The organism is Paraclostridium dentum (assembly GCF_012922555.1).
In the GTDB taxonomy this organism is placed as follows: domain Bacteria; phylum Bacillota; class Clostridia; order Peptostreptococcales; family Peptostreptococcaceae; genus Paraclostridium; species Paraclostridium dentum.
This window is the reverse complement of record NZ_WIPK01000001.1, coordinates 1,002,305-1,027,518: the sequence shown is the minus strand read 5'-3', so window position 1 is coordinate 1,027,518 and position 25,214 is coordinate 1,002,305. Positions and strand designations below refer to the sequence as shown.

Sequence of the window (25,214 nt, the reverse complement as noted above, 5' to 3'; positions counted from 1 at the left end):
TATGAAATTAACAGAGGAAATGAGAAAAAAAGTTAAGGGCGAAGGTTTTTTATCAAACAATGATGGTCAGCATTTTTCATGTAGAGTTATAACTGAAAATGGAGCTATAACAGCAGAACAATTAATAAATGTAGCTGAAATAGCTAAGAAGTATGGAAATGGAGATATTTCATTAACTTCAAGACTAACATTAGAAATACCTGGTATAAAATATGAGAATATAGAAGCTACTAAGGAATATTTGAAAAAAGATAATTTAGTATCTGGAGGAACTGGTTCAAGAGTTAGACCTATAGTTCCATGTAAAGGAAGTGTATGTACATTTGGACTTTGTGATACTCAAGGGATAGGTACAACTCTTCATAAAGAATTTTATGAAAAATGGTATGATGTTAAATTGCCACATAAGTTTAAAATTGGAGTTGGAGGCTGTCCAAACAATTGTGTAAAACCAAGTTTAAATGATTTTGGGGTAGTGGGACAATTTGTACCAGAGTTTGATGAAGATATGTGTTCAGGATGTAAAAAGTGTATGCCTAAAGAAACTTGTAAGGTAGGAGCTATATCTATAGTAGATGGTAAAGCATTTATAGATAGAGACAAATGTAATAACTGTGGATTATGTATAGGTAAATGTCATTTCGATGCAATAGAAGAAGGTAAAAAAGGATTAAAAATATACCTAGGTGGTAAATGGGGTAAAACTTCAAGACCTGGTACTCCGATAACTGGAGTTTATACTGAAAATGAAATGATGGCTATACTAGAAAAATCAATACTTATATACAGAGAACAAGGAAAAACAGGAGAACGTTTCGGAAATATGATTGATAGAATTGGCGTTGAGAATATGGAGGCGCAAGTTTTATCAGATGAGATATTAGATAGAAAAGAAGAGATATTAGAAGCAGAACTTCATATAGTTGGAGGAGCTACTTGCTAAAAAGTAATAAAAAAGCTTGCAAACTTAATGTTTGTAAGCTTTTTTTATTATTTTTTGTTATAAGTTTATTTATTGATATATATTTTATAGACATATTTCCTTTTATACTGTATATTTTTATGTATATTGTATACTAAAAAATATATAACAATAATAAAGGTTTATTTGGGATATATTAATTAAATAACAATAACAAGGAGATTATTTTTAAATGAATGAAAACAATGAAAAATTTGATTTTGAAGAAGACCCTAGATATAAACAATGTAATAAAGAAGCTTTAATGGGTCTAGCATTAGGTGTTGTAAACTTAGTATGGTGGTTTGGATTTGGATATGGATTAGGGTCTAAGCCGGTTAAGGAATATACATATATATTTGGGTTTCCAACTTGGTTCTTTGTGAGTTGTATAGCTGGAGGAATATTATTTTCAGCTTTAACTGTAATTATGATAAATAAATTTTTTAAAAACATGCCTTTAGATGCATTAAGCGAAGAAGATATAGAAGAGTATAGAAAGGAATATAAGTAATGAAACACATAAATTTTCAAGTACTATTGCCTATTCTTATATATTTTATAGTTATATTTATAGTAGGGTTTTATTCTATGAAATTTGTAAATAGAGCTAAAAATAAACACAATGGCGAAAAAGGATTCATGGATGAATACATGACAGGAGGACGGGACTTAGGAGGTTTTGTTCTAGCTATGACACTAGTTACAACATATTTGAGTGCTGGAAGCTTTATAGGAGGACCAGGAACAGCGTATACCCAAGGATTAGGATGGGTATTTTTATCTATGGCTCAAATGCCAACTGGATATTTTACATTAGCAGTACTTGGAAAAAAGTTTGCTATAATAGCTAGGAAAATAAATGCAGTGACAATCACTGATTTTTTAAGAGCAAGATATAAATCTGATGCGGTAGTAATACTTACATCTTTATCTATAGTAGTATTTTTTATAGCGGCAATGGCAGCTCAGTGGGTTGGAGCAGCTAGACTTTTGCAAGGTGCAGTTGGATTAGATTACAAAGTTGCACTTACAGCTTTTGGACTAACGGTTATAGTACATACTGTAGTAGGAGGGTTTAGAGCGGTAACTATCTCTGATACAATTCAAGGTGTTATAATGACAGTAGCCACTATAGCTATATTTGTAGGAACTGTTATAGCAGGAGGGGGAATATCTAATATAGTAAGTAATATGCAAAGTGTAAATGAAGGACTTATAACTCCATTTGGAGTCACTCCTGGGAATATGAGTATAGCATGGGTAACATCATTTTGGATACTTGTTGGTTTTGCAGTAGTAGGAATTCCTTCAGTATCTCAAAGAGCTATGAGTTATAAAGATACAAAGAGTTTACATGATGGAATCAAGTATGGAACAATTGTATCTATGATTTTATTATTAGGTATGCATTTAGTTGGTGCATTTTCAAGTACTCTTGTAGTGGGTATTGAGTCTGGAGATTTAGTCATTCCTACTATAACAACTCAATTATTTCCGCCAGTAATTGCGGGAATTTTACTAGCAGGTCCATTAGCATCTATAATGTCTACTGTTGATTCACAATTATTAGTAGCATCAGGAGCTATAGTTAATGATATATATACTAATTACATAAACCCTAAAATAAAAAAAGATGCTAAAAAAACTGGAACTATAAGTTTATTAGTAACATCTACATTAGGTATAATAATTTACATAGTAGCAATAAATCCTCCAGATTTGATAGTATGGCTAAATTTATATGCAAATGCAGGAATAATAGCTACATTTTTATGGCCTATTATACTGGGGTTATATTGGAAAAAGGCAAATGCAAGTGGAGCATTAGCATCTATAATAACAGGTATAGGAAGTTATATTTTGTTTAGCTATATATGGGTAAGGCCATTAGGTATGCACACTATAGTTTTACCTCTTATAATTTCATTAGTATCATTTATTATTGTATCTAGTTTCACAAAACCACCAACCAATGAGACAATAAAAATCTTTTGGGGAGTTTATAAAAAATAAATTTAAAAGAGACATCTTATTAGGTGTCTCTTTTTTGAATTTAAAGAAAATTTTATTTTTTTGATTGGTGTATAAATTTATAAACCATTGAAAATATTAATGATTATAATAGGAAGAATCAATTTCTAATTTAAGGAAAAATGTCGTAAAATAAATATGTTAAATAAAAGGCGATAAAAAGTCATTATAAAGGAGTCAAATATGGAAAGTTATAAACAAATATTATTAGATGAAATACCAGAATTCAGAGCAAAGGGACACAATTTCTTAAATAAAGAAATGTCAAAAATGGACTTTAAACATGCATCTGGTGGAATGGGTGTTTATGCGCACCGTGATGGAGAACACTTTATGATAAGACTTAGAGTGGCTTCAGGTATATTAAATCTTGAACAATTAAAATTAGTGCAATATTTTGCTCATAAATATAATTTAGAACAATTACATCTTACAACTCGTCAAGCAATACAACTTCATGGACTAACAATAGACGAAGTTTGTGATATCATGGAAGAAGGTATACATAAAGATATGTATACAAGAGGTGGTGGAGGTAACTTCCCAAGAAACGTTGCTATATCACCTTTATCAGGAGTAGATCCAGAAGATATCTTTGATGTAACACCTTATGCAACAAAAGTTAATGAGCACTTTATGAGTAAAATAACTACTTATAAACTACCTAGAAAATTAAAAGTATCTTTTTCAAGTTCACCTAAAGATGAATCAAAAGCTACAATAAATGATTTAGGATTTATGGCAGTTAAAAAAGATGGAAAAGAATACTTCAAAGTATACATAGCTGGAGGAATGGGTAAAAATCCTATCAAAGGTTGTGAATACGATGAGTTAGTAGAGCCAAAGGATGTATTATATCATGTAGAGGCTATGACTAATTTATTTATAGAAAAAGGTAATTATGAAAACAAAAACAAAGCTCGTACAAGATACATGCTTATGGAAATGGGTAAAGATGCTTTATTAGAATGCTATAAAAAACATTTAAAAGAAGCAAAAGAAAAATGTAATTTAGATTTAAATGTAACTCAAAAAGTATATGATAAAAAAGGACTTTCTATAGATGTCAAAGATGATCGTTTAGTTTCTCAAAGACAAGATGGACTATACGCTGTTTATGTACACCCTGTAAATGGTCAATTAAAAGTTTCTGACTTAGACAAAATAATAGAGACTGTAAATGATATGGATGATATTGAAATAAGATTAGCTATGAGTGAAGGTCTTTATATAAGAAATCTAAATGGAGAAGAAGCTAAAAAAGTTTTAGATTTAACTAAGGATATAACAGGTAAATATAAAATACAACAAAGTACAGCTTGTATAGGTGTTCCTATTTGCCAAATGGGTATAGCTGAAAGTCAAGAAACTTTAGAGGAAATAATCAAAACTTTAGAAGAAAAAAATTATAATAGTGACACTTTACCAAGAATTCATATATCAGGATGTCCTAACTCTTGTTCAACTCACCAAGTTGCACCTATTGGTTTTGCTGGTAAAAAGAAAAGAGTTGGAGATAAGACAGAAGATGCTTATGAACTTCATATAGGTGGATGTGCTACTTTTGAGGAAACTAGATTAGGAAAAATATACGGAGATGTATTAAGAAGAGAAGTTCCAAACTTATTATTCGATATATCAGAAGCTATAGCTAAATCTAACTTAGAATTTTATGAATTTATAGAAAAAAATGAAGACGAATTAAATACTATAGTAAATAAATACTTATTATAATAAAAAGTGAACTCTAATATTAGAGTTCACTTTTTTATTTAATATTTTTATTAATTTGTAGAATATTATATAATATAAAGAAAAAACTAATTTTATATTATACAGATTAAAGGAGCAATTATATGAAAGTTAGACTTGGATATGTAGCTATAGCTTTGAATTTGCCCAAAGTGACCTCTTCAAGCACTGTAACATACTCTAGATACTCTAAGATCAATACAGAGGCAGACAAGCTAAATAAGCTAAAGGAAGTAACTAGATCAAATATATATGACTTAGAAAAAATATTAAATTATAATATAGAAAATCAAATACATTTTTATAGGATAACTTCAAATTTGATACCACTTGGAACTCATCCAGACGTAACATTTGATTATAGGAAATATTTTAAAAAAGATTTTGAATATATAGGGAATATAATCAGAAAAAATAATCTGAGAATAGATTCTCATCCAGATCAGTTTAATGTAATCAATAGCATAAAAGAAAATGTTGTGGAAAATACTATCAAAAGTTTGAAATTTCAAAGTCAGATATTTGAAGATATAAATTATAAACAAGGAAAAATGGTTATACATATCGGGAGTTCTCAAGGCGGAAAAGAAGAAAGCATAGAAAGGTTTATAAATAACCTAAAATATTTTCCAAATGAAGTTGTAAGTAGATTAATATTAGAAAATGACGATAAAATATTTACAGCACAAGATGTTTTAAATATATGTAAAGAAACAAAATTACCTATGGTTCTTGATATCCACCATCATATTTGTAAAAATAACGGAGAGGAAATTAAGTATATATTAAAAGATATTTTTAATACTTGGAATAATGAACTTTTACCACCTAAAATACATTTTTCAAGTCCGAGAGAATTTGAAAAAGATAGAAAACATGCAGATTTCATAAATGCAAAAGATTTTTTGAATTTTATATACCTAGCTAAAGATGAAGTAGACAGAGATTTCGATGTGATGATAGAAGCTAAAAAGAAAGATTTAGCATTAAAAAAGCTAGTAAATGATATAAGGGGTTTAGATGAAAATATTAAATTTATAGATGAAACAACTATAGAAATATAAATTACTATACATATATTATCATAAAAAGAGCTGAGTGAAATACTTAATAAAAAGTATTTCACTCAGCTTTTTAGTTATATTATTTATTCGGTTTAAATGAACTCTTTAATGGAACTACTCTATTAAATACTAGCTTTTCATCAGTAGTATATTTAGAATCTACATTGAAGAATCCATGTCTTACAAATTGGAACTTATCTTGAGGCTTAGCATTTTCTATAGCAGTTTTTTCAGCAAAACCTTGAACTATCTCAAGAGAATTAGGGTTTATTTGCTCTAAGAAGTGCTTACCTTCATTTTCAGGAGCATCATCTAAGATTAATGGCTCAAATAATCTAAACTCACAAGGAACAGCACTGTTTGCATCTACCCAGTGTATAGTAGCTTTAACTTTACGACCAGTAAATCCAGAACCACTCTTAGTTTCTGGATCATATGTACAGTGGATTTCAGTTACATTTCCATTTTCATCAGTTATGAAGTCATTACACTTAACAAAGTAAGCTCCCTTTAATCTAACTTCATTACCAGGGAATAATCTAAAGTATTTTTTAACTGGTTCAATCATAAAGTCTTCTTGTTCTATATATATTTCTCTAGAGAATGGAACTAATCTCTTACCTTTAGTTTCATCTTTAGCATTGTTTTCTATTTCAAGCATTTCAACTTGACCTTCTGGATAGTTAGTTATAACTAGTTTTAAAGGCTTTAAAACACCCATAGCAAGAGGCGCTTTAGGCTGTAAGTCTTCTCTTACAAAATAGTCTAACATTTGGCTATCTACTGTAGAATCTGCTTTAGCCACACCTATTTCATTACAGAAGTTTCTAATAGCTTCTGGAGTGTAACCTCTTCTTCTAAGGCCAGCTATAGTAGGCATACGAGGATCATCCCAACCATCAGTTACACCTTCATCAACTAGTTGTTTAAGTTTTCTTTTACTCATAACAGTATTTGTAAGATTAAGTCTAGCAAATTCTATTTGGCGAGGAACTTCTGACATTTCACACTCAGCTACAACCCAATCATAAAGTGGTCTTTGATCTTCAAATTCTAACGAACATAGAGAATGAGTTATACCCTCTATAGCATCTTCTAATGGATGAGCGAAAGCATACATTGGATATATACACCATTTATCACCAGTATTGTGGTGATGAGAATGAGATATTCTGTATATAGCAGGGTCTCTTAAATTGATGTTAGGAGAAGACATATCTATTTTAGCTCTTAAAACTTTTTCTCCATCTCCAAATTCTCCGTTTTTCATTTTTTCAAATAATTCAAGATTTTCCTCTATAGATCTATTTCTATAAGGACTTTCTTTTCCTGGTTCTGTTAAAGAACCTCTATACTCTCTCATTTGCTCTGCGTTTAAGTCGCATACATAAGCTTTACCTTTTTTTATAAGAAGAACAGCTCTTTCATACATTTGATCAAAATAATTTGAAGCAAAGTATAAGTTAGTCCAATCAAAGCCTAACCACTGAACATCTTCTTTTATAGAGTTTACATACTCTACATCTTCTTTTACTGGATTTGTATCATCGAATCTTAAATTTACATTTCCATTAAACTCCTTAGCTAAACCAAAGTTTAAACATATAGATTTAGCATGACCAATATGTAAATATCCATTTGGCTCAGGTGGGAAACGAGTTATGATAGTATCATGTTTTTTAGATTCTAAATCATTAACTATTATGTTTCTTATAAAGTTTGATGACTTATTTTCATTTGACATATTCGTACCTCTTATCTATTAAATTTGTATTATTATTATTATATAATTACTATTATTAATAATTTTAATTCAAATTGAGAAAAAAATAAAGGATTAGTAGTTAATTTCTTACAATTATAGTGAAAAATATTACAGGAAAATGTTTTTATATGCAAAAATTAAAATAAATATTAAATTGCAATTATAAAAAAAGTCATTTTTAAAATAATCCACAGACTTATTAACAAAATATAAACAATATTAACAATTTAATAATGAAATATAGAAACAAGTTTGTTATAATTTATATAGAGTAATTTTGTTAGGGGTGGGGGAATGCTAAACTTTAAACTTTGTAGTGAAATTTTAAAATTGTGTCCATTGCCATGTATATATGGACAAGCTATAAAAAATGAAGAAGGAATTTTTACAGACTTTATAATAGAAGACTTTAATGATAAACTTTGTAAACTTGTGGATCTAGATGAAGAAAATATCAAAGAAAAAAGTATAAATGATATTATACCTTCTGTTTTAGATAAAAATTTAAAAGAAGGTAAAATAGATGAAGATTCATATATTTCTTATTTAGATGGATGGTATAAAGTTGAAATATCATATGTAAAAGATGATAAATATGTATTATGGCTTGTAGAAAATAAAGAGATACAGCATTTAAGAACCGTACAATTACTAATAGACACGATACCGGATTATATATTTTATAAAGACATAGATGGGAATATAGTAGGTTGTAATAAAAGCTATGCAACGGAGCTAGTAGAATTAGATAGAAATGATATAATAGGTAAAAGTTATAAAGATTTACCTGTGATCAGTCAAAATTTTGAAAGTTATAGAGATAATGATTTAGAGGTCGTAGACACTAGATCTACTAAAATGTACTATGAAAACGTTATATTGAAAAATGGGAAGAAAATTTATTTAGAAATCATAAAAACACCTATAATATCAGATGGTGGAGAGGTAATTGGAATCATAGGGATAGCAAGGGATATAACGGAGAGAAAAGAACATGAAGAAGCATTAGAAAGAGCACGTTCAGAAGCATTAGCCAATACAGCACATGAATTAAGAACACCATTAAACTTAATATTTAGTTCAGTTCAAATGTTAAATTACCGATACGATATAATAAATAACAAAACAAATGATAGAGACGATAAGTATTTAAATATAATAAAACAAAATGGATATAGACTATTGAAACTAGTAGACAATTTGATTGACTCAACTAAGTTAACTTATGAAGATGTAGAATTTAACCCTAAAAATTATGACATAGTTAATTTTGTTGAGAGTATTTGTGATTCTGTAAGTGATTTTGCAAATCAAAATGAAATGGATATAATATTTGATACAGATGTGGAAGAAAAAGTTATCGGGTTTGATTTAGATAAAATGGAACGGATAGTATTAAATTTACTATCAAATGCATTTAAGTTTAATAGAAAAGGTAAAGCAATACAAGTAACTATAAAAGACTTAAAAGATAAGATTCAATTAAGAGTTAAAGATGAAGGAATTGGAATACCTAAAAAAGACTTATATAAAGTATTTGATAGATTTAAACAAGTTAAGCATGAAAGTATAGATACTAAAGTTGGAAGTGGGATAGGTCTGTCTTTAGTTAAGTCTTTGGTTGAGTTGCATGGTGGAAATATAGATGTTGAAAGTGAGCTTGGACAAGGTAGTGAGTTTATAATAGATATGCCTTGTAATTTATACAGTCATAAATTAGAACTAATCGATGATTGCAATTTAAAGGCAAATTTCGTGCAAAAAATTGAAGTTGAGTTTTCTGATATATATGCATAAAAGTGGATAATCTTTTAAGATTTATCCACTTTTTTTATTTAATAATAGCTTTAATAATCTTAATGTGAATTATCGAATAAATTAAAGCTAATAATAAAACATAAGTTTAAGACAATATGTCTAAATTTTAAAAAATTAAAGAAAAATAAGAATATATTTAAATTAATGGTAAATGTTTACTATAAGTTTATAGTGGTATAAGTTATAGTAAATTAAATTTAAAAGTTTGGAGGAGTTTTTTATGGAAGCAGATAAAATGACACAAAGAGTCCAAAAAAGCTTAAATGATGCTTTTAGTGAAGCTGTTAAAAATCATAACCAACAAGTAGATACAATACATTTACTTTATTCATTAATAGACCAAGAAGATGGATTAATACCTAGAATAATAGAAAAAATGGGTATATCTGTAGAAGGCCTAAAAGCAAGTGTAAAAACTGAACTTTTAAAACTACCTCAAATTCAAGGTGAGGCAGCTAGTTCACAAGGTGTAGTAGCTACAAGAAAGTTAAATGAAGTATTAATAAAATCAGAAGAAATTTCAAAAGAATTCAATGATTTGTATATAAGTGTTGAACATTTATTTTTAGCTATAATTGAATTAGAATCACGTTCAAATATAGGTAAAATATTTAAACAATACAATATAAATAAAAACAGCTTTTTAGAAGTATTATCAAAAGTTAGAGGAAATCAAAGAGTAGAAACCCAAGATCCAGAGGGTACATATGACGCATTAGCTAGATATGGTACAAACTTAATAAATTTAGCTAAAAAAAATAAATTAGACCCAGTTATAGGTCGTGATGAAGAGATAAGAAGAGTTATAAGAATACTTTCAAGAAGAACAAAAAACAATCCTGTTTTAATAGGTGAGCCAGGTGTAGGTAAAACTGCTATAGTAGAAGGCTTAGCAGAAAGAATAGTCAGAGGAGATGTACCTGAAGGCCTTAAAGATAAAATTATATTTGCGCTTGATATGGGATCATTAATAGCAGGTGCTAAATATAGAGGTGAATTTGAAGAAAGATTAAAAGCAGTGCTTAAAGAAGTTCAAGGCGCTGAAGGAAAAATAATTTTATTTATAGATGAGATACACACAATAGTAGGAGCAGGAAAAACAGACGGGGCTATGGATGCAGGAAACTTAATAAAACCAATGTTAGCTCGTGGAGAACTAAATTGTATAGGTGCTACTACTTTTGATGAATATAGACAGTATATAGAAAAAGATAAAGCATTAGAGAGAAGATTCCAACCAGTTATAGCGGATGAACCTAGTGTAGGTGATACAATTTCTATACTTCGTGGATTAAAAGAAAAATTTGAAATTCACCATGGTATTAGAATCCATGACTCTGCAATAGTTGCAGCAGCAAAATTATCAGATAGATATATACAAGATAGATATTTACCAGATAAAGCCATAGACTTAATAGACGAAGCAAGTGCTATGATTCGTAGTGAAATTGACTCACTACCAACTGAGTTAGATATAGTTAGAAGAAAAATATTTACATTAGAGACTGAAAGAGAAGCACTTCTTAAAGAAGAGGATGAAGCAAGTAAAAGAAGACTTGAAAAACTTCAAGATGAATTAGCTGAACTTAAGTCTAAAAATGATGATTTAACAGCTATATATGAAAAAGAAAAGTCACATATAATGAATGTTAGAAACCTTAAGGCTAAACTTGATGAGGCTAGAGGAGATGTAGAAAGATATGAGAGAGAATATGATTTAAATAAAGCTGCAGAGCTTAAATATGGTATAATTCCAAAACTTGAAAACGAAATTAAAGAAGCAGAAGAAAAAATGGAAGATGACAATCAAACATCTTTATTAAAAGAAGAGGTTACAGAAGAAGAAATTGCAGAAGTAATCTCTAAATGGACAAATATACCTATAACTAAGTTAGTTGAAAGCGAAAAAGAAAAATTACTAAGATTAGAAGAAGAGTTAAAAACTCGTGTTATAGGACAAGATGAAGCTGTAACGGCTGTAAGTAATGCTGTTATTCGTCACAGAGCAGGACTTAAAGATGAAAATAAACCAATAGGATCATTTATATTCTTAGGACCTACAGGTGTTGGTAAAACAGAACTTGCAAAAACTTTAGCTAGAAATTTATTTGATAGTGAAGAAAATATAATTAGAATTGATATGTCAGAATATATGGAAAAACATGCAGTATCAAGACTTATAGGACCGCCTCCAGGATATGTAGGATACGAAGAAGGAGGACAATTAACAGAAGCTGTAAGAAGAAATCCATATTCAGTATTACTATTTGATGAAATAGAGAAAGCGCATGAAGATGTATTTAACTTATTCCTTCAAATATTAGATGATGGAAGACTTACTGACAATAAAGGTAAAACAGTTGATTTTAAAAATACAATAATAATAATGACTTCAAATATAGGTAGTTCATATTTATTAGAAGATTCAGGTGAAATAAAAGAGTCTACTAAAGAAATGGTAATGAATGAAATGAAGAGAAGATTTAAACCTGAGTTTTTAAATAGAGTTGATGATATCATAATGTTTAAACCTCTTGATAAAGAAGGCATTAGAAGAATTATAGACATATTCTTAGATGATTTAAGAAGACGATTAGTTGATAAGCATATAACTTTAAGTATAACTGATAGAGCTAAAGATGTATTGATAAAAGAAGGTTATGATCCTATTTATGGAGCTAGACCACTTAAGAGATATATTGGAAATGTATTAGAAACAAAAATAGCTAAAATGATGATAGCTGGTAAAGTTTATAATGGATGTCATATACTTATAGATGGAAATGATGACAATGTAGAAATAACAGTACAAGAAAGAGCGTAAGTTTCAAATTGGTTATGGAGGCAACTTATGATAAAAATCATGATGAAAGATGGAAGTGAATATGAAGCTGATTATTCAAACACTACTGAATTTATAGAAAAGTTTTTAAGTGATAAACTTGATAGCAATAGACTACTTCCTTGTAAATTAGTAAAGCTTAAAGATGGAGTTAATATAAACTTAAGCTCTATTTCCTCAATAGAAGATGAAGAATATATAAATGGAATTGATACTTTAATTCCATAACAAAAAAGGGTATAGATAATATACCCTTTTTTAGAATTCATATAAATCACTTACTAATTGAACTGGAATTTGAACTTGAGTAACGTACTCATCTTCTAAAGATGTTTCATAAATATCTATTTTATAAATTTCTATAGGATCTCCAAGAACTGTATAGTTATTAAATTCTATAAATTTAAACAACATAGGGATTATTTTTGCTGTTTTTTTATAATCGCCTTTATATGTATAAGTTACATAATAACCTTCTTCTATTGTAAAATTGAAGTTGGTAGCGTTATCATCAAGTAAGCAAAATATAGATTTATAATTATTAAAAATTCCATTTGAAACACTTTTTGTATCAAATACTGCGCCAAAATTGCTATTCCCTAATACGTAGAATTTATCATCAAATTTTTCATTTAACCTTTGAATTAAGTAATCTACATTTTCATCAAAGCTAACATTTGAATTAACTGTAAGAGCTTTTCTTTTATTCATGTATAAAAGTTCAATTCTATTAAAATTTGTATGATCTAGTGTATTATCAATAGAGCTTAGCCTTTTATTTAAGCTTTCTTTATGTATAGTCAGCTCGTCTAGCTTTTGATCTATAAGTTTTATCTCTTCTTGTAACATTTTTTTAGTAGTTTTAACATTTCTATTTTCTAAGTACTCTTTTATTCTTTGCATAGAAAAATCAAGGCTTCTAAGTTCTTTTATTAAATTTAAATTGCATATATCTTTTATAGTGTACATTCTGTAAGAATTTGTATCCCTACCTGGATTTAATAGACCTAACTTTTCATAATATTTAAGCGAATCTCTACCTAAATTATAGATTTTTGATAATTCTCCAGTTTTATAATATTTTCTTTTCAAAAAAATCACCCCATTTTGAAATAAAATTGTTGACTTGAGTATTATACCATAGTTTATATTCAATTAGGTGGAGGGAGGTAATAATTATGAAAAACGTAAAAGATTTAAAAACTCAATTTAAACAATATGTAATACCATCAGTAGCATCTATGTGGGTATTTTCACTATATTCTATGGTAGATGGAGCTTTTGTCAGCAAAGGGGTTGGAAGTGAAGCCTTGGCAGCTGTTAATATATCAACACCATTTATAAATACTTTGTTTGCTGTGTCAGTTTTATTATCAACTGGAGCATCAACTGTTGTATCAATGACCCTTGGTAAAGGTGATGATAAAAAAGCAAGTGAATACTTTACACTTAATACTGTAGTACTAGCTATTATATCTATATTTATTATTGTATTTAGTTTAGCTAACTTAGAAAAAATATCTATATTTTTAGGAGCGACAGAAAGTACATTACCTTTAGTTAAAGGATATTTAGGGAATATTATATTATTTGTTACTTTTTACTTAGTTTCTTATGGACTTGAGTTACTTATAAAGTGTGATGGATATCCTCATCTATCTACAATAGGGGTTATAATTTCAGCAATAACTAATATAGTTTTAGATTATATATTTGTACTTAAATGGGGATGGGGAGTTGAAGGTGCAGCTTTGGCAACTGGAATTGCTAGAGTATTTTCAGTGACATTTTTCTTAGCTCATTTTTTAAGAAGAAGAGGAAAACTAAGATTTTGTAAATTTAAATTTGATTTTAGATTTATAAAAAGAATTGTTTTAATAGGTATTCCAGATTCTATGACAGAGGCAAGTTTAGCTGTAGTTATATTACTATTTAATCAAAGTATATTAATGTTAATAGGTGAAAATGCTTTAGTTAGTTATAGTGTAATTTGTTATATAACAACTTTAGTTCTTACAACTATGCTAGGGATATCTCAAGGATTACAACCAATATGTAGTTACTATTATGGTATGGAAGATAATAAATCAGTGCTGAGTCTTTTAAAAATGAGTTTAAGCTATATAACAAAAGCTTCGGTAATAGCATTTTTATTAGTTTTAATATTTGCAAATCAAATAGTATCTATATTTATCGATAAATCAGATATAACACTATTTAATTATACTGTAAAAACTTTAAGAATATCTTCAGTAGCATATTTGATTATGGGATATAATGTAATAATATCCGGATTTTGTGTTTCAACAGGAAAAGCGATACATGCAAGTGTAATATCCTTAGGAAGAGGATTAGTAGTAATAACTTTAAGCTTAATATTGATGACGTCTATATTTGGAGGTGCAGGTATATGGTTTACTACGCTTGTATCTGAAGCAATAGTACTTGTAATTGCAAGAAAAATACTTCAAAAGAATAAATCAAAAATTCAAGAAAATGAAAAATATGAAGATGTTGAGATTTATGAAAATGCAAAAAATGCTGTTTAAATATAAAATAAAAAACGACTAGATAGAGGTTTCTATCTAGTCGTTTTTTTATTTTATATTTAATATATTTAAGTAGTCATTAACAGTATCTAATAAATACTTACCTTTATAATAATCAATTTTTATTTCTTCAAAGTCATTAACCTTTTTTACCTCTTGAGGTCGTTCCTCAAATACTCCTATAACATTAAAATTTTCATCCAAAAATGCAATTGTTGGACCTTTAAAGTTTTCTTTTTCTATATTTAAGGCTTCACTCATAAATTTTTTACCTCTAGCCATAGTTATAACAGATATATCAAAATTATCATTAATATCAACAAACTTTTTTAAAACTGATACATTAAGCTGAAAATCTGGACACCATATTTCCCCTGAAACAAGTATATTAACTTTGTTTGGATAGCTAGCTATTTTATTTATAGTATCTTCGTTTAAGTTGATTCTTGATGTGTTTTTTGGAATTCTAGATCTTTCAGATTTTGATCCTTTTCCAACACAGCTTTCAAAGCTTTCTCCAACTTCATATAATTCTTTTAGGTTCATTTCTATTGCCATAATACACCTCCAATATGTAAACTTTACTTATAAGTATTATATCTAAATAATTTAACATAGTAAATGAATATAGAATTTTAATAAAAAGTTGACGATTTTTGATAAATGGTTCAAAATATAATATAGAAATTATTAATGAAAGGAAATGTATTATGACAGAAAATCAAAGATCTACAAAAAATGAAAGCATTACTATGATGGTAATGACAGCAGCTGTTATGATGCTTAATATAATTGGGGTTATAATAGCATACGCTGCATGGAAAATATATGGGAAAGAATCTGAATTTGTGAAGAAGAATGGATTAAAACTTATTGATTTTTATATATCATTTGTAATATATGAATTTGCAATTTTATTATTAGTATGCATAGTAAAACAAGCGGCTTATTTAATACCTGCAATGTCTATTATCTACTTAATTACATTTATAATAGCAATTATACAATACTACAGACATAAAGAATTTAAATATCCTTTAAGTTTTAAAATAATAGAAAAGTTAAAAACAAAAAGTGTTGAAAATTTAAAGAAATAAAAAAGAATGCAAGCTAACTTGCATTCTTTTTTATTTCTTTAACGGATTATAGTATAAGCCATATAAGCTATATATATCGCAATAAATATAAAACCATGTGTCTTATTCAAACAATTGTTTTTCTTCATAAATATGTAAAGTAAAACTGTTATTAAAGTCATAAATATAGTATCAATTAAAGCAAACATACTAATAGCCATAGGGTGAATTACAGCAGCCAGACCTAAGACTAATAATATATTAAATATATTAGACCCTATTACGTTACCTATTGCAATTTCTGTTTCCCCTTTTCTAACAGCTATAACAGATGTTACAAATTCTGGTAATGATGTACCCATAGCAACAATAGTAAGACCAACTAAGTTCGCACTCATACCAAATGCAGTTGCTATTTTAGTTGCTGAATCTACGACTAAATCACCACCCCATACGATACCAACAATACCAATTAAACAAATTACTATAGTTTTAGGCAAAGATGAAACTTCAGATTCAGTCACCTCTACAGCTTCTATAGCTATAGCACTTTCACCAGCCGATACATCTGAGTTTTTTTGACCTAGATTTGATTTAATCATATTTACTAAGAAAAATACAAATAATAACAATAAAACTAAACCATCAAATCTACTTATCTTAAAATTAAGACCTAAAATAATAAGCAATGCACTTATAAATACTAAAAAAGGTGTGTCTTTTTTTATTGTATTTTTTTCAACAGGTAATTTTGCAATTATAGCAGATACACCTAAAACAATAAGTATATTAAAAAAGTTAGATCCAACAACATTAGCTATACTCATATCGTTTTGACCTGCAAGAGAAGATGATATACTTACGGCAGCCTCAGGAGCACTTGTACCCATAGCAACGATAGTAAGACCTATAAGCATAGGAGGAACATTAAACCTCTTAGCTACAGAAGATGCACCTTCTACAAAAACATCAGCTCCTTTTATAAGAAGTGCAAATCCTATTATTAAAATTAAAAATGACATAAAAAACCTCCTTTTGAAACTAAATTATCATAAGAAATAGTATATCATACCAAATATGAATATAAAATACTTGAACAAATTATATATTGAAACTTAGCAACTTTTGGAATGTACAAGAATATAATATAAAAAAAGATAAAAAGGAGAATTGCGATGGTAACCCTTGGATGTATTCTAATAGGATTAGGGCTAGGACTGACTTTAGGAAATATGCAAGAAACCATAATATTATCAGTGGTAGGTTTAATAGTAGGAGCTTTCTTATATACTAGAATGGCAGTCTATATACCTTTAAAGTTTAATAAATTTGCTAAAATTGCTATATATATAACAACAGGAGCACTAATAGGAGTTTTAGTAGGAATTATAACAGGTCATATACCAGGAGCAATAATGATAGGAGTAGGAACTAGTTTTGTTGCTATAGACATGATGAATTACAGAAGATATAGAAGAGGTCTTAAAGAAAATAACCATAGTTGAGTTTAAAGATATACCAAAATAATTTTTACGTAAATATTATGTATTAAGTTATTTTGGTATATCTATTTTTTGTAATAATTAAATTTTAAATATAAATTTAATGCTACGAGTACATAAACAAAAAATATTGATATAATATTTATTATAATTTGAATTTAGTATTAGGGGGATGTTATGGAGGAATGCAACAAACTTAGTCAAAGGGAAATCAGAAAAGCTATACAAATAATGGTTTTACCGATTGTTTTAGAAAGTATTTTGCAAATGACAGCTGGTTTTTGCTTAACAGGAATGATGGGGAGATTAGATTCGGTATCTATAAGTGCCTTTAGTTTAAGTAATAGAATAATAAATATAACATGGGCAATTTTAAGAGGAATAACAATGGGAAGTGCAGTGTTTGTAGCACAAGCATATGGATCAAAAAACACAAAAGAAATAAAATATATAATAAAACAAACAATTATAGGTCTTAGCATTTTAATTATTATAATTCAACAATTCATATTTTTTAATACGGAGTTTGTATTATCTATATTCAATCCAAGCAGTGATCTTATGCATATAGCATCTAAGTGTCTTAAAACATCATCATGGTCATTATATTTTATGAGTATAATGCTTATATGCACATCTAGTTTGCAATCAATGAATAAAGCAAGAATATCTATGCAAATAGCTATGTCTATGAATATTACTAGTATATTTATAGGATATTTATTTATATTTGGAAACTTTAATATGCCAAGTTTAGGGGTTCAAGGTGCCGCTATAGGGACTTTTAGTGGTTATTTCCTAGCGTGTTTTTATGGGACATATTTAATGTTCAACAGAAAAAATGGATATGTATATTTTGGAGAAAAAGTAGAGAAGATTAAGTTTGATATAAAATTATTTATAAAAGGCCTTAAGCCAGATGTAGAGCAAATAAAAAATGTATATAGGATAGGAATACCTATATCATTAGAAAATTCATTTTGGCAATTATCTACTATTATTTTAACAAGAGCTATATTAAATTATGGAGAAGTTACACTTGCAGCATATCAACTAGGGCTTCAAGCGGAATCTATATCTTTTATGCCATCAAATGCATTTGCAATTGCAGCTACTGCTTTTGTAGGGCAGTGTGTTGGAGCTAAAAATGAAGAATTAGGAAAAAAATATATGAAAGAACTTTTTAAATCAACCATAATTATAACAATTGTAACATCAATACCTTTGATATTTTTCCCAGAGCAACTAATGTTGGTACTAACAAATAATACACAACTTATAAATATAGCATCTAAATATTTAATAGTTATGGGGCTTATACAGTTAGCTGGAAATTTGGGAGGAGTAATAAATGGAGCATTAAGAGGATCTGGATTTACAAAATTACCTATGACTATATCGGGCATAGGTATATGGGGAATAAGAGTTCCACTTACGGTTATAATTGTATATTTTACAAATTTAGATATTGAGTGTGTATGGATAGCAATGGGATTAGATGTTTGTATTAGATGGATTATAGGATATTTTATTTATAGAAAACGAGATTTGTATGGAACAAAAGACAATTTAGCAGAAATTTTATAATACGAATATAAATATAAAAACTTATAAATAATAATATAAAAACTAGCTAAAGAAGAAAGGAACTAAAAAATGAATACTGCAATAATAATATCTAATCCCGATAAAAACTCATTCAACAAAAACATAATGGATAATGTAATTAAAGGCATTGAAAAATGCGGTAAAAATTATAGTATAATTGATTTATATGAAGATAAATTTAACCCTGTAATGACATCCGAGGAAGTTAAATTGTATACAAAAGGTGAGTCTGATGATAAATTAGTTAAAAAATATCAAAATATTTTAAAAGAAAGTGATGAAATAGTATTTATATTCCCTATATGGTGGAATAACGTGCCGGCAATGCTTAAAGGTTTTTTCGACAAAGTATTTATAAAAGAATTTGCCTTTGAAGAAGAAAACAATAGACCTAAGGGAAAATTGAATCACATAAAAAAAGGTATGATTATAACTACATCTGAAAGTGATACAGAATATATTAAAGATGAACTAGGAAACCCTATAGAAAATACAATAATAAAATCAACATTAAACATTTGTGGAATTGAAAATATTAAATGGATTAATAATAATTTAGCAAATGACAATAAGTGTGACAAAGATGAGTTTTTAAAAAATATAGAAGTTTATTTTTCTTAGTAAAAAAGACAACTACTTGTTAGTAGTTGTCTTTTGCTTATATAGTTTAATTTTTGATATAACTTGGAATATTAACATCCTATATAAAGTATATTTAAAAAGAGGTGATAAAAAATGGAACGTAATATTATGAAAAATTTGATGCAAAATTATTTTAAATATATAGGGATTTCTAATGTGATTTTTTATGCTTTATACTTTTTCTATTCAAATAAATTGAATTTAAGTGTAAGAAATATTATATTTATAATAATATCATCTGTAGCAATGGTAATTATCCCTGTATTGTATCTTGTGATTATGAGTAAAAAAGAGAAATTTAAAAATGTACATATGTATCTAAATATTTTAATTGTAACTACTTGTTTTGATATATTACTGTTAAGCATAGATTCTAGCTTTAGTGTTCTTTACTTAATTAAATCGATAGTGCTATCAATATGTGTATTTACGCCTATAAGGTTATTTATATCTATAGTTATTGCTTTTACTATGAATATAATACATAAGTTTAAATTTAAAGGTGTTTCCAACTAAAAAAAGGAAGATTAAAAGTTACTTTTAATCTTCCTTTTTTTTATGAATTTTATTTATCTAATATATCTATTTTAGGAGATCTATTTTTTGATCTTTCGAATAAATTAAATATATTATCAAGTTCTAATTTTAATTTATCTAAGTCCATTTTATCTATATTGTAATTTAAAAAAAGTTCTTCTATGTCAAAACTTATTGTATTTAGCTCATCTGTAATCTTTAAAAATAGATCAAAATTATTACTTTTTTTAGCATTTATGAATTTTTTTATATCTTTTTCTATAAAAGAAACTATTTCATACTCTTTATCAAAGACACCTTCTGGAATAGGGTAAGGTTTTATCCTTTGAAGATAGTATTTATTTTTAGAATTTATATTGTATGTGTATGAAACTTTTAAATTATCATCAATTTCAAATTCTATAAAATATAATATTCCATGAATTTTTTTTATATCTGTTGCACCTATATATCTAAGTCGAGCTTCTATAGTGTCTCCATAAGCATTATCCAAAATATTCATTAGTATTCCTCCTAAAATTTATTTAAAATCGGATTAGTAAATAAATAGTTGAGATTAGTATTGAAAAAATCATAAGTGGAAATCCTATTTTAAAATAGTCTTTAAAACTTATAGGGTATCCATTTTTCTGACCTACATTAGCAAGAACTATATTAGCAGAAGCTCCTATTAATGTACCATTACCACCTAGGCAAGCTCCTAGAGAAGTTGCCCACCATATTGGCATTACATCTATACCTTGACCTTGCATAGTTAGTATAAGTGGAATCAAAGTAGCTACAAAAGGTATATTATCTAAGAATGATGAAATTATAGCTGACAACCAAAGTATAACTAGCATTGTAAGAACTAAATGACCACTTGTTGCACTTATTAAATATTGAGCAATATTATTTATTATTCCAACTTCAACGAGACCTCCAACTATTACAAATAATCCTCCAAAAAATGCGATAGTTGACCACTCAATACTGGAAAGGATTTCATCAACATCTTGTTTGCCTATAAACATCATTATAGTAGCTCCTGTTAAAGCGACTATACTAGATTCAAGGTTTAAAACATTATGCAAAATAAATCCAAGTAAAATAAATATAATCATAATAATACTCTTTATAAGCAGCGGTTTATCTTTAATTGCTTTTTTTTCATCTAAATTTAAAATTTTTTCTTTTGATTTATCATCTACAAAAAGTTGTTTTTTAAACATAAATTTAAAACACAAGATAGTTAGAAACAAAATGATTAGAACTATAGGACCTAAGTTTATTATAAAGTCTGCAAAACTTAGATTTGCTGCACTACCTATCATTATATTAGGTGGATCTCCTATTAGGGTTGCAGTACCTCCTATATTAGATGCTAGAATTTGAGTTACTAAAAATGGAGTTGGATTTATATTTAGAATTTGAGTTATAACTATAGTCATTGGGCCTATCAATAAAACGGTGGTAACATTATCTAAAACAGCTGATAAAACAGCAGTTAATATTACAAAACATAGCATAATTTTCCAAGGATCTCCCTTTGATTTTTTAGCTGAAAATATAGCTATGTATTCAAATACACCTGAATTTTTGACAACAGAAACAAATAGCATCATGCCTATTAAAACCCCAATTGTATTAAAATCGATATGATGCAGGCCTTGTTCAACTGACAATATGTTAAATATAATCATAAGTAAAGCTCCGGCCATCGCTGCAATAGCTCTATTTACTTTTTCTGAAATAATAGCTAGCATAACCACTAAAAATATGATGATAGCTATTACTTGTTTAATAAGCACTAATATCGCCCCCTTATAATAATAAAGATATTAAAACCTATAAGTAGAGTATAGTTGAAAAAACTTAAATGTGTTAAAAAAAAGGAAAGTTCTTTTAAAACAAAGAAAATAGTAAGTTTTCTAAATATTATTAAGTGCTATTAATTTAAAATTAAAAGTTTAATTAATAAAATTAAGTAATATTTTGAATTTTACATAAGAATATTAAAAATTAGTTGATATCTTAATTAAATATATATAATAAATAAACTCGTATTATTTAAAATGTTAGTACGAGTTTATTTATTTAATGCTGATTTTGAAATAATATTACATAAAATTAAAGTTTAAATAAAATAAAATTGTTGACAATTATAAATTAGGTATGTAAAATTACATATAAATAAATTGAATACGAATTGTAGAGGTCGCGATAATAATCAGTACCAATAATGAGTTAAGCAACGAAGAATTATTGGGAAAGGGATTGTTGCCGAAGGATGTAGCTGATGCTTTAAGGCTATGTACCTGGGGATGTATATAATATATGCATAACTGTCACAATATTAAATTGTGTTGAGCTACATTTAAGGAATAGATGATATATATTTCTAGCTAAATTTTAATCCCCCTTAAGTGAAACTTAAGGGGGATTTTTGTTTATAAAAAATGATTAATATAAAATAGGAGGACTTAAGATATGAAATTACAAGGTACTATGTCAGCAAAAGGAAATGAATTATATATAGGTGGAGTTGGATGTAAAGAACTTAGAGAAACGTATAAAACACCACTTTATGTATTTGATGAGGAATTAGTTAGAAACAATTGTAAAGAATATATAAAACATTTCAAGGTCAATGAAAATAAAAACAGAGTTGCATATGCAGGTAAAGCATTTTTACCAATGTATATGTGTAAATTAATATCTGAAGAAGGCTTATATCTTGATGTAGTATCAGGTGGTGAACTTTTCACAGCTCATAAATCAGGTTTTCCTATGGAAAAAGTATTATTTCATGGAAACAATAAAACAATAGATGAAATTGAAATGGGAATAGATCTTGGAGTTGGGAGATTTGTTGTAGATAATTACTATGAATTAGAGTTATTACAGAACATTTGTGAGCAAAAAGGTAAAATTCAATCTATATACTTTAGAATAACCCCAGGAATAGAAGCACATACTCACGATTATATAAAAACAGGACAAATTGATTCAAAATTTGGATTTGCATTATCAAATGGAGATTTACAAGATGCATTATCAAATATTAAAAAATATGAAAATATAAACCTAGTAGGATTACATGCTCATATAGGATCTCAAATTTTTGACGTAGAGCCATACTTATATGAAGTTGAAATAATGATGAACCTAGTAAAAGAAATAAAACAACAACATAACATAAACATAGAGGAAGTTGACTTAGGAGGAGGTGTAGGTGTTTATTATACAGAGAGTGATGAACCTAAAACAATAAAAGAGTTTTGCAGCTCGATAATAGAAAAAGTTGAGGATGTATGTAAAGATATAAATATAGATGTTCCGATATTAATAATAGAGCCAGGAAGATCCATAGTTGCAAATGGAGGTAGCACAATATACACAGTGGGATCTATAAAGGATATAAAAGATGTAAGAACATATGTAAGTGTTGATGGTGGAATGACAGATAATATAAGACCATCATTATATCAGGCAGGTTACGAATGTTCAATTGCCAACAAAATGGGTATAGATAAAAATAATAAAGTTACAATAGCTGGTAAATGTTGCGAAAGTGGTGATATACTAATAACAGATGTTGATGTTATGGATATAGAAAGTGGAGATATATTAATAATGTCATCAACTGGAGCGTATGGATATTCAATGTCATCAAACTACAATAAAATAATAAAGCCTGCAGTAGTATCTGTTAAAGATGGCAAAAGTAAATTAATATGCAAAAGAGAAAGCTTTGAAGATCTTTTAAGATTAGAAATCGCTGACTAAAGGTAAAAAATTAAATAAGACACAAAGGAGAAAATAATGAAGTCATTTTGGAAGAATTACAAATCATCAATAATCTTAATTTTAGCAATTATATTAGGGGGAATCGTCGGAGCTATAATGGGCGCTAAGGCAGCCATATTTAAGCCAGTAGGAGACTTATTTTTAAATTTATTATTCATGACATTAGTACCATTAGTATTTTTTAGTGTAACTTCAGCAATTTCTAATATGGGAGAAATGAAAAGATTAGGAAAAATATTAAAAAATATAGTTTTAGTATTCGCAATGACTGCTATAATATCATCTATTATAGGTATAATTGGAGTTATAATTATCAATCCAACAAAAGGATTAAACCCAGATATGTTTGCAAATTTAATGCAAAGTTCGGTAGAAAAAGTAGATACAGAAAAAGTTGGATTATTACAGCAACTTGTAAACACAGTTACAGTAAGTGATTTTAAAGATTTACTATCAAAAGCAAATATGCTACAACTTATTATATTCTCAATTTTAGTAGGTATAGCAACAGCTATGGCAGGAGAGATTGCAAAACCTATAGCTACTTTCACTCAAGCAGGTGCTGCAGTTATGATGAAATTAGTAAACTTAATAATGAAGTTAGCACCTATAGGATTAGGATGTTATTTTGCAAGTGTAATAGGAGAATTAGGACCACAAATATTATCAGGATATGCTAAAGTCTTTGTATTATATATAATTCTAGCAGCTATATGCTATGCAGGGATATTCACATTATATGCTTATATAGCTGGAGGAAAACAGGGAGTTGAAGTGTTTTGGAAAAATGCTATAGCACCTACAGTTACGGCTTTAGCAACTTGCTCTAGTGCAGCATCAATACCGGTTAATTTAGATGCTAGTAAAAAAATGGGAGTACCAAATGATATAGCAGAAACTGTAATACCTCTAGGTGCAAACATACACAAAGATGGATCTGTAATAGGTGGAGTTTTAAAGATAACTTTCTTATTTGGACTATTTGGAAGGGATATAACTAGTATATCTGCAATAATTTCTATAGTATCAGTATCTTTCTTAGTTGGAGCAGTTATGGGTGCAATTCCAGGAGGAGGTATGATGGGAGAAATGCTAATATTAAGTGTATATGGTTTTTCTCCAGAGGTTCTTCCTATAATAGCAGTAATTAGTACTATAATAGATGCACCAGCTACCGTTTTAAACTCGACTGGTAATACGGTATGTTCTATGATGGTCGCTAGACTTGTAGAAGGAAAAGAGTGGATGAAAACAAAGTTAAGTTAAAATAAAAAT

The 25,214-nt window shown here is 28.0% G+C and carries 22 protein-coding genes and 1 riboswitch; of the genes, 16 read left to right on the top strand and 6 right to left on the bottom strand.

The window, feature by feature from the left end; all coding sequences use genetic code 11:
• Position 1 precedes the first annotated feature (1 nt).
• The 5 genes from GFJ41_RS04965 to uvsE all read left to right on the top strand — a co-directional run bounded on the left by GFJ41_RS04965 (position 2) and on the right by uvsE (position 5,811).
• Entirely contained in the window at positions 2 to 943 is a 942-nt protein-coding gene (locus GFJ41_RS04965) for a ferredoxin-like domain-containing protein (protein WP_142730745.1), read from the top strand.
• A gap of 211 nt (positions 944 to 1,154) precedes the next feature.
• The gene (locus GFJ41_RS04960) at positions 1,155 to 1,475 is read left to right on the top strand and encodes a YhdT family protein (RefSeq protein WP_170074744.1); all 321 of its coding nucleotides are present in this window, start codon (positions 1,155 to 1,157) and stop codon (positions 1,473 to 1,475) included.
• Positions 1,475 to 2,977: a sodium/pantothenate symporter gene (panF, locus tag GFJ41_RS04955; protein WP_029878225.1), complete on the top strand. Its 1,503-nt coding sequence runs from the start codon at positions 1,475 to 1,477 to the stop codon at positions 2,975 to 2,977. Before GFJ41_RS04960 ends, panF begins: the two co-directional genes overlap by 1 nt.
• Before the next feature lie 201 nt (positions 2,978 to 3,178).
• Complete coding sequence (locus GFJ41_RS04950) at positions 3,179 to 4,729, top strand: nitrite/sulfite reductase (protein WP_025162662.1); 1,551 nt, start codon at positions 3,179 to 3,181, stop codon at positions 4,727 to 4,729.
• Positions 4,730 to 4,851: 122 nt separating this feature from the next.
• Positions 4,852 to 5,811: a UV DNA damage repair endonuclease UvsE gene (uvsE, locus tag GFJ41_RS04945; RefSeq protein ID WP_035116651.1), complete on the top strand. Its 960-nt coding sequence runs from the start codon at positions 4,852 to 4,854 to the stop codon at positions 5,809 to 5,811.
• Between the two features lie 79 nt (positions 5,812 to 5,890).
• Here the strand turns inward: uvsE and GFJ41_RS04940 are convergent, their stop codons facing one another.
• Positions 5,891 to 7,555: a glutamine--tRNA ligase/YqeY domain fusion protein gene (locus tag GFJ41_RS04940; protein ID WP_035116650.1), complete on the bottom strand. Its 1,665-nt coding sequence runs from the start codon at positions 7,553 to 7,555 to the stop codon at positions 5,891 to 5,893.
• 315 nt (positions 7,556 to 7,870) lie between these two features.
• On the opposite strand from GFJ41_RS04940, the gene GFJ41_RS04935 reads away from it, so the two are divergent.
• The 3 genes from GFJ41_RS04935 to GFJ41_RS04925 all read left to right on the top strand — a co-directional run bounded on the left by GFJ41_RS04935 (position 7,871) and on the right by GFJ41_RS04925 (position 12,464).
• On the top strand, positions 7,871 to 9,373 hold the full coding sequence (locus tag GFJ41_RS04935) for a sensor histidine kinase (RefSeq protein ID WP_052169190.1): 1,503 nt from the start codon (positions 7,871 to 7,873) through the stop codon (positions 9,371 to 9,373).
• 241 nt (positions 9,374 to 9,614) lie between these two features.
• Positions 9,615 to 12,218, top strand: coding sequence for an ATP-dependent chaperone ClpB (gene clpB, locus GFJ41_RS04930; RefSeq protein WP_035116649.1), 2,604 nt, complete (start codon positions 9,615 to 9,617; stop codon positions 12,216 to 12,218).
• A 27-nt stretch (positions 12,219 to 12,245) separates the two neighbouring features.
• On the top strand, positions 12,246 to 12,464 hold the full coding sequence (locus tag GFJ41_RS04925) for a hypothetical protein (RefSeq protein WP_021433191.1): 219 nt from the start codon (positions 12,246 to 12,248) through the stop codon (positions 12,462 to 12,464).
• Between the two features lie 30 nt (positions 12,465 to 12,494).
• On the opposite strand, the gene GFJ41_RS04920 is transcribed toward GFJ41_RS04925, so the two are convergent.
• Positions 12,495 to 13,328: a MerR family transcriptional regulator gene (locus tag GFJ41_RS04920; RefSeq protein ID WP_035116648.1), complete on the bottom strand. Its 834-nt coding sequence runs from the start codon at positions 13,326 to 13,328 to the stop codon at positions 12,495 to 12,497.
• A gap of 86 nt (positions 13,329 to 13,414) precedes the next feature.
• Between GFJ41_RS04920 and GFJ41_RS04915 the strand changes: the two genes are divergently transcribed.
• On the top strand, positions 13,415 to 14,785 hold the full coding sequence (locus tag GFJ41_RS04915; RefSeq protein ID WP_035116647.1) for an MATE family efflux transporter: 1,371 nt from the start codon (positions 13,415 to 13,417) through the stop codon (positions 14,783 to 14,785).
• A gap of 48 nt (positions 14,786 to 14,833) precedes the next feature.
• Here the strand turns inward: GFJ41_RS04915 and GFJ41_RS04910 are convergent, their stop codons facing one another.
• Positions 14,834 to 15,343, bottom strand: coding sequence for a thioredoxin family protein (locus GFJ41_RS04910; RefSeq protein WP_035116646.1), 510 nt, complete (start codon positions 15,341 to 15,343; stop codon positions 14,834 to 14,836).
• A gap of 152 nt (positions 15,344 to 15,495) precedes the next feature.
• Between GFJ41_RS04910 and GFJ41_RS04905 the strand changes: the two genes are divergently transcribed.
• Positions 15,496 to 15,882, top strand: coding sequence for a DUF4870 domain-containing protein (locus GFJ41_RS04905; RefSeq protein WP_021430767.1), 387 nt, complete (start codon positions 15,496 to 15,498; stop codon positions 15,880 to 15,882).
• Between the two features lie 38 nt (positions 15,883 to 15,920).
• On the opposite strand, the gene GFJ41_RS04900 is transcribed toward GFJ41_RS04905, so the two are convergent.
• Positions 15,921 to 16,883 carry a calcium/sodium antiporter gene (locus GFJ41_RS04900; RefSeq protein WP_035116645.1) on the bottom strand — a complete coding sequence of 321 codons (963 nt, stop codon included), beginning with the start codon at positions 16,881 to 16,883 and terminating at the stop codon, positions 15,921 to 15,923.
• 153 nt (positions 16,884 to 17,036) lie between these two features.
• Here GFJ41_RS04900 and GFJ41_RS04895 point away from each other — a divergent pair, with 153 nt between their 5' ends.
• The 4 genes from GFJ41_RS04895 to GFJ41_RS04880 all read left to right on the top strand — a co-directional run bounded on the left by GFJ41_RS04895 (position 17,037) and on the right by GFJ41_RS04880 (position 20,129).
• Positions 17,037 to 17,366 carry a hypothetical protein gene (locus GFJ41_RS04895; protein WP_035116644.1) on the top strand — a complete coding sequence of 110 codons (330 nt, stop codon included), beginning with the start codon at positions 17,037 to 17,039 and terminating at the stop codon, positions 17,364 to 17,366.
• A 174-nt stretch (positions 17,367 to 17,540) separates the two neighbouring features.
• Positions 17,541 to 18,950 (top strand): MATE family efflux transporter, encoded by a 1,410-nt coding sequence (locus GFJ41_RS04890; protein WP_035116643.1) that lies wholly within the window; start codon positions 17,541 to 17,543, stop codon positions 18,948 to 18,950.
• 69 nt (positions 18,951 to 19,019) lie between these two features.
• On the top strand, positions 19,020 to 19,592 hold the full coding sequence (locus GFJ41_RS04885; protein WP_035116642.1) for an NAD(P)H-dependent oxidoreductase: 573 nt from the start codon (positions 19,020 to 19,022) through the stop codon (positions 19,590 to 19,592).
• A 300-nt stretch (positions 19,593 to 19,892) separates the two neighbouring features.
• Entirely contained in the window at positions 19,893 to 20,129 is a 237-nt protein-coding gene (locus GFJ41_RS04880; RefSeq protein WP_170074743.1) for a hypothetical protein, read from the top strand.
• Between the two features lie 49 nt (positions 20,130 to 20,178).
• Here GFJ41_RS04880 and GFJ41_RS04875 read toward each other — a convergent pair whose 3' ends face one another.
• The gene (locus tag GFJ41_RS04875) at positions 20,179 to 20,652 is read right to left on the bottom strand and encodes a hypothetical protein (RefSeq protein ID WP_170074742.1); all 474 of its coding nucleotides are present in this window, start codon (positions 20,650 to 20,652) and stop codon (positions 20,179 to 20,181) included.
• A 22-nt stretch (positions 20,653 to 20,674) separates the two neighbouring features.
• Positions 20,675 to 21,940 carry an ArsB/NhaD family transporter gene (locus tag GFJ41_RS04870; protein ID WP_170074741.1) on the bottom strand — a complete coding sequence of 422 codons (1,266 nt, stop codon included), beginning with the start codon at positions 21,938 to 21,940 and terminating at the stop codon, positions 20,675 to 20,677.
• A 393-nt stretch (positions 21,941 to 22,333) separates the two neighbouring features.
• Positions 22,334 to 22,511, top strand: a riboswitch (Lysine riboswitch).
• A gap of 108 nt (positions 22,512 to 22,619) precedes the next feature.
• Between GFJ41_RS04870 and lysA the strand changes: the two genes are divergently transcribed.
• Both lysA and GFJ41_RS04860 read left to right on the top strand, forming a co-directional pair.
• Positions 22,620 to 23,918: a diaminopimelate decarboxylase gene (gene lysA / locus GFJ41_RS04865; protein ID WP_035116639.1), complete on the top strand. Its 1,299-nt coding sequence runs from the start codon at positions 22,620 to 22,622 to the stop codon at positions 23,916 to 23,918.
• Between the two features lie 36 nt (positions 23,919 to 23,954).
• Positions 23,955 to 25,205 carry a dicarboxylate/amino acid:cation symporter gene (locus GFJ41_RS04860; protein ID WP_021433179.1) on the top strand — a complete coding sequence of 417 codons (1,251 nt, stop codon included), beginning with the start codon at positions 23,955 to 23,957 and terminating at the stop codon, positions 25,203 to 25,205.
• Positions 25,206 to 25,214: the final 9 nt, after the last annotated feature.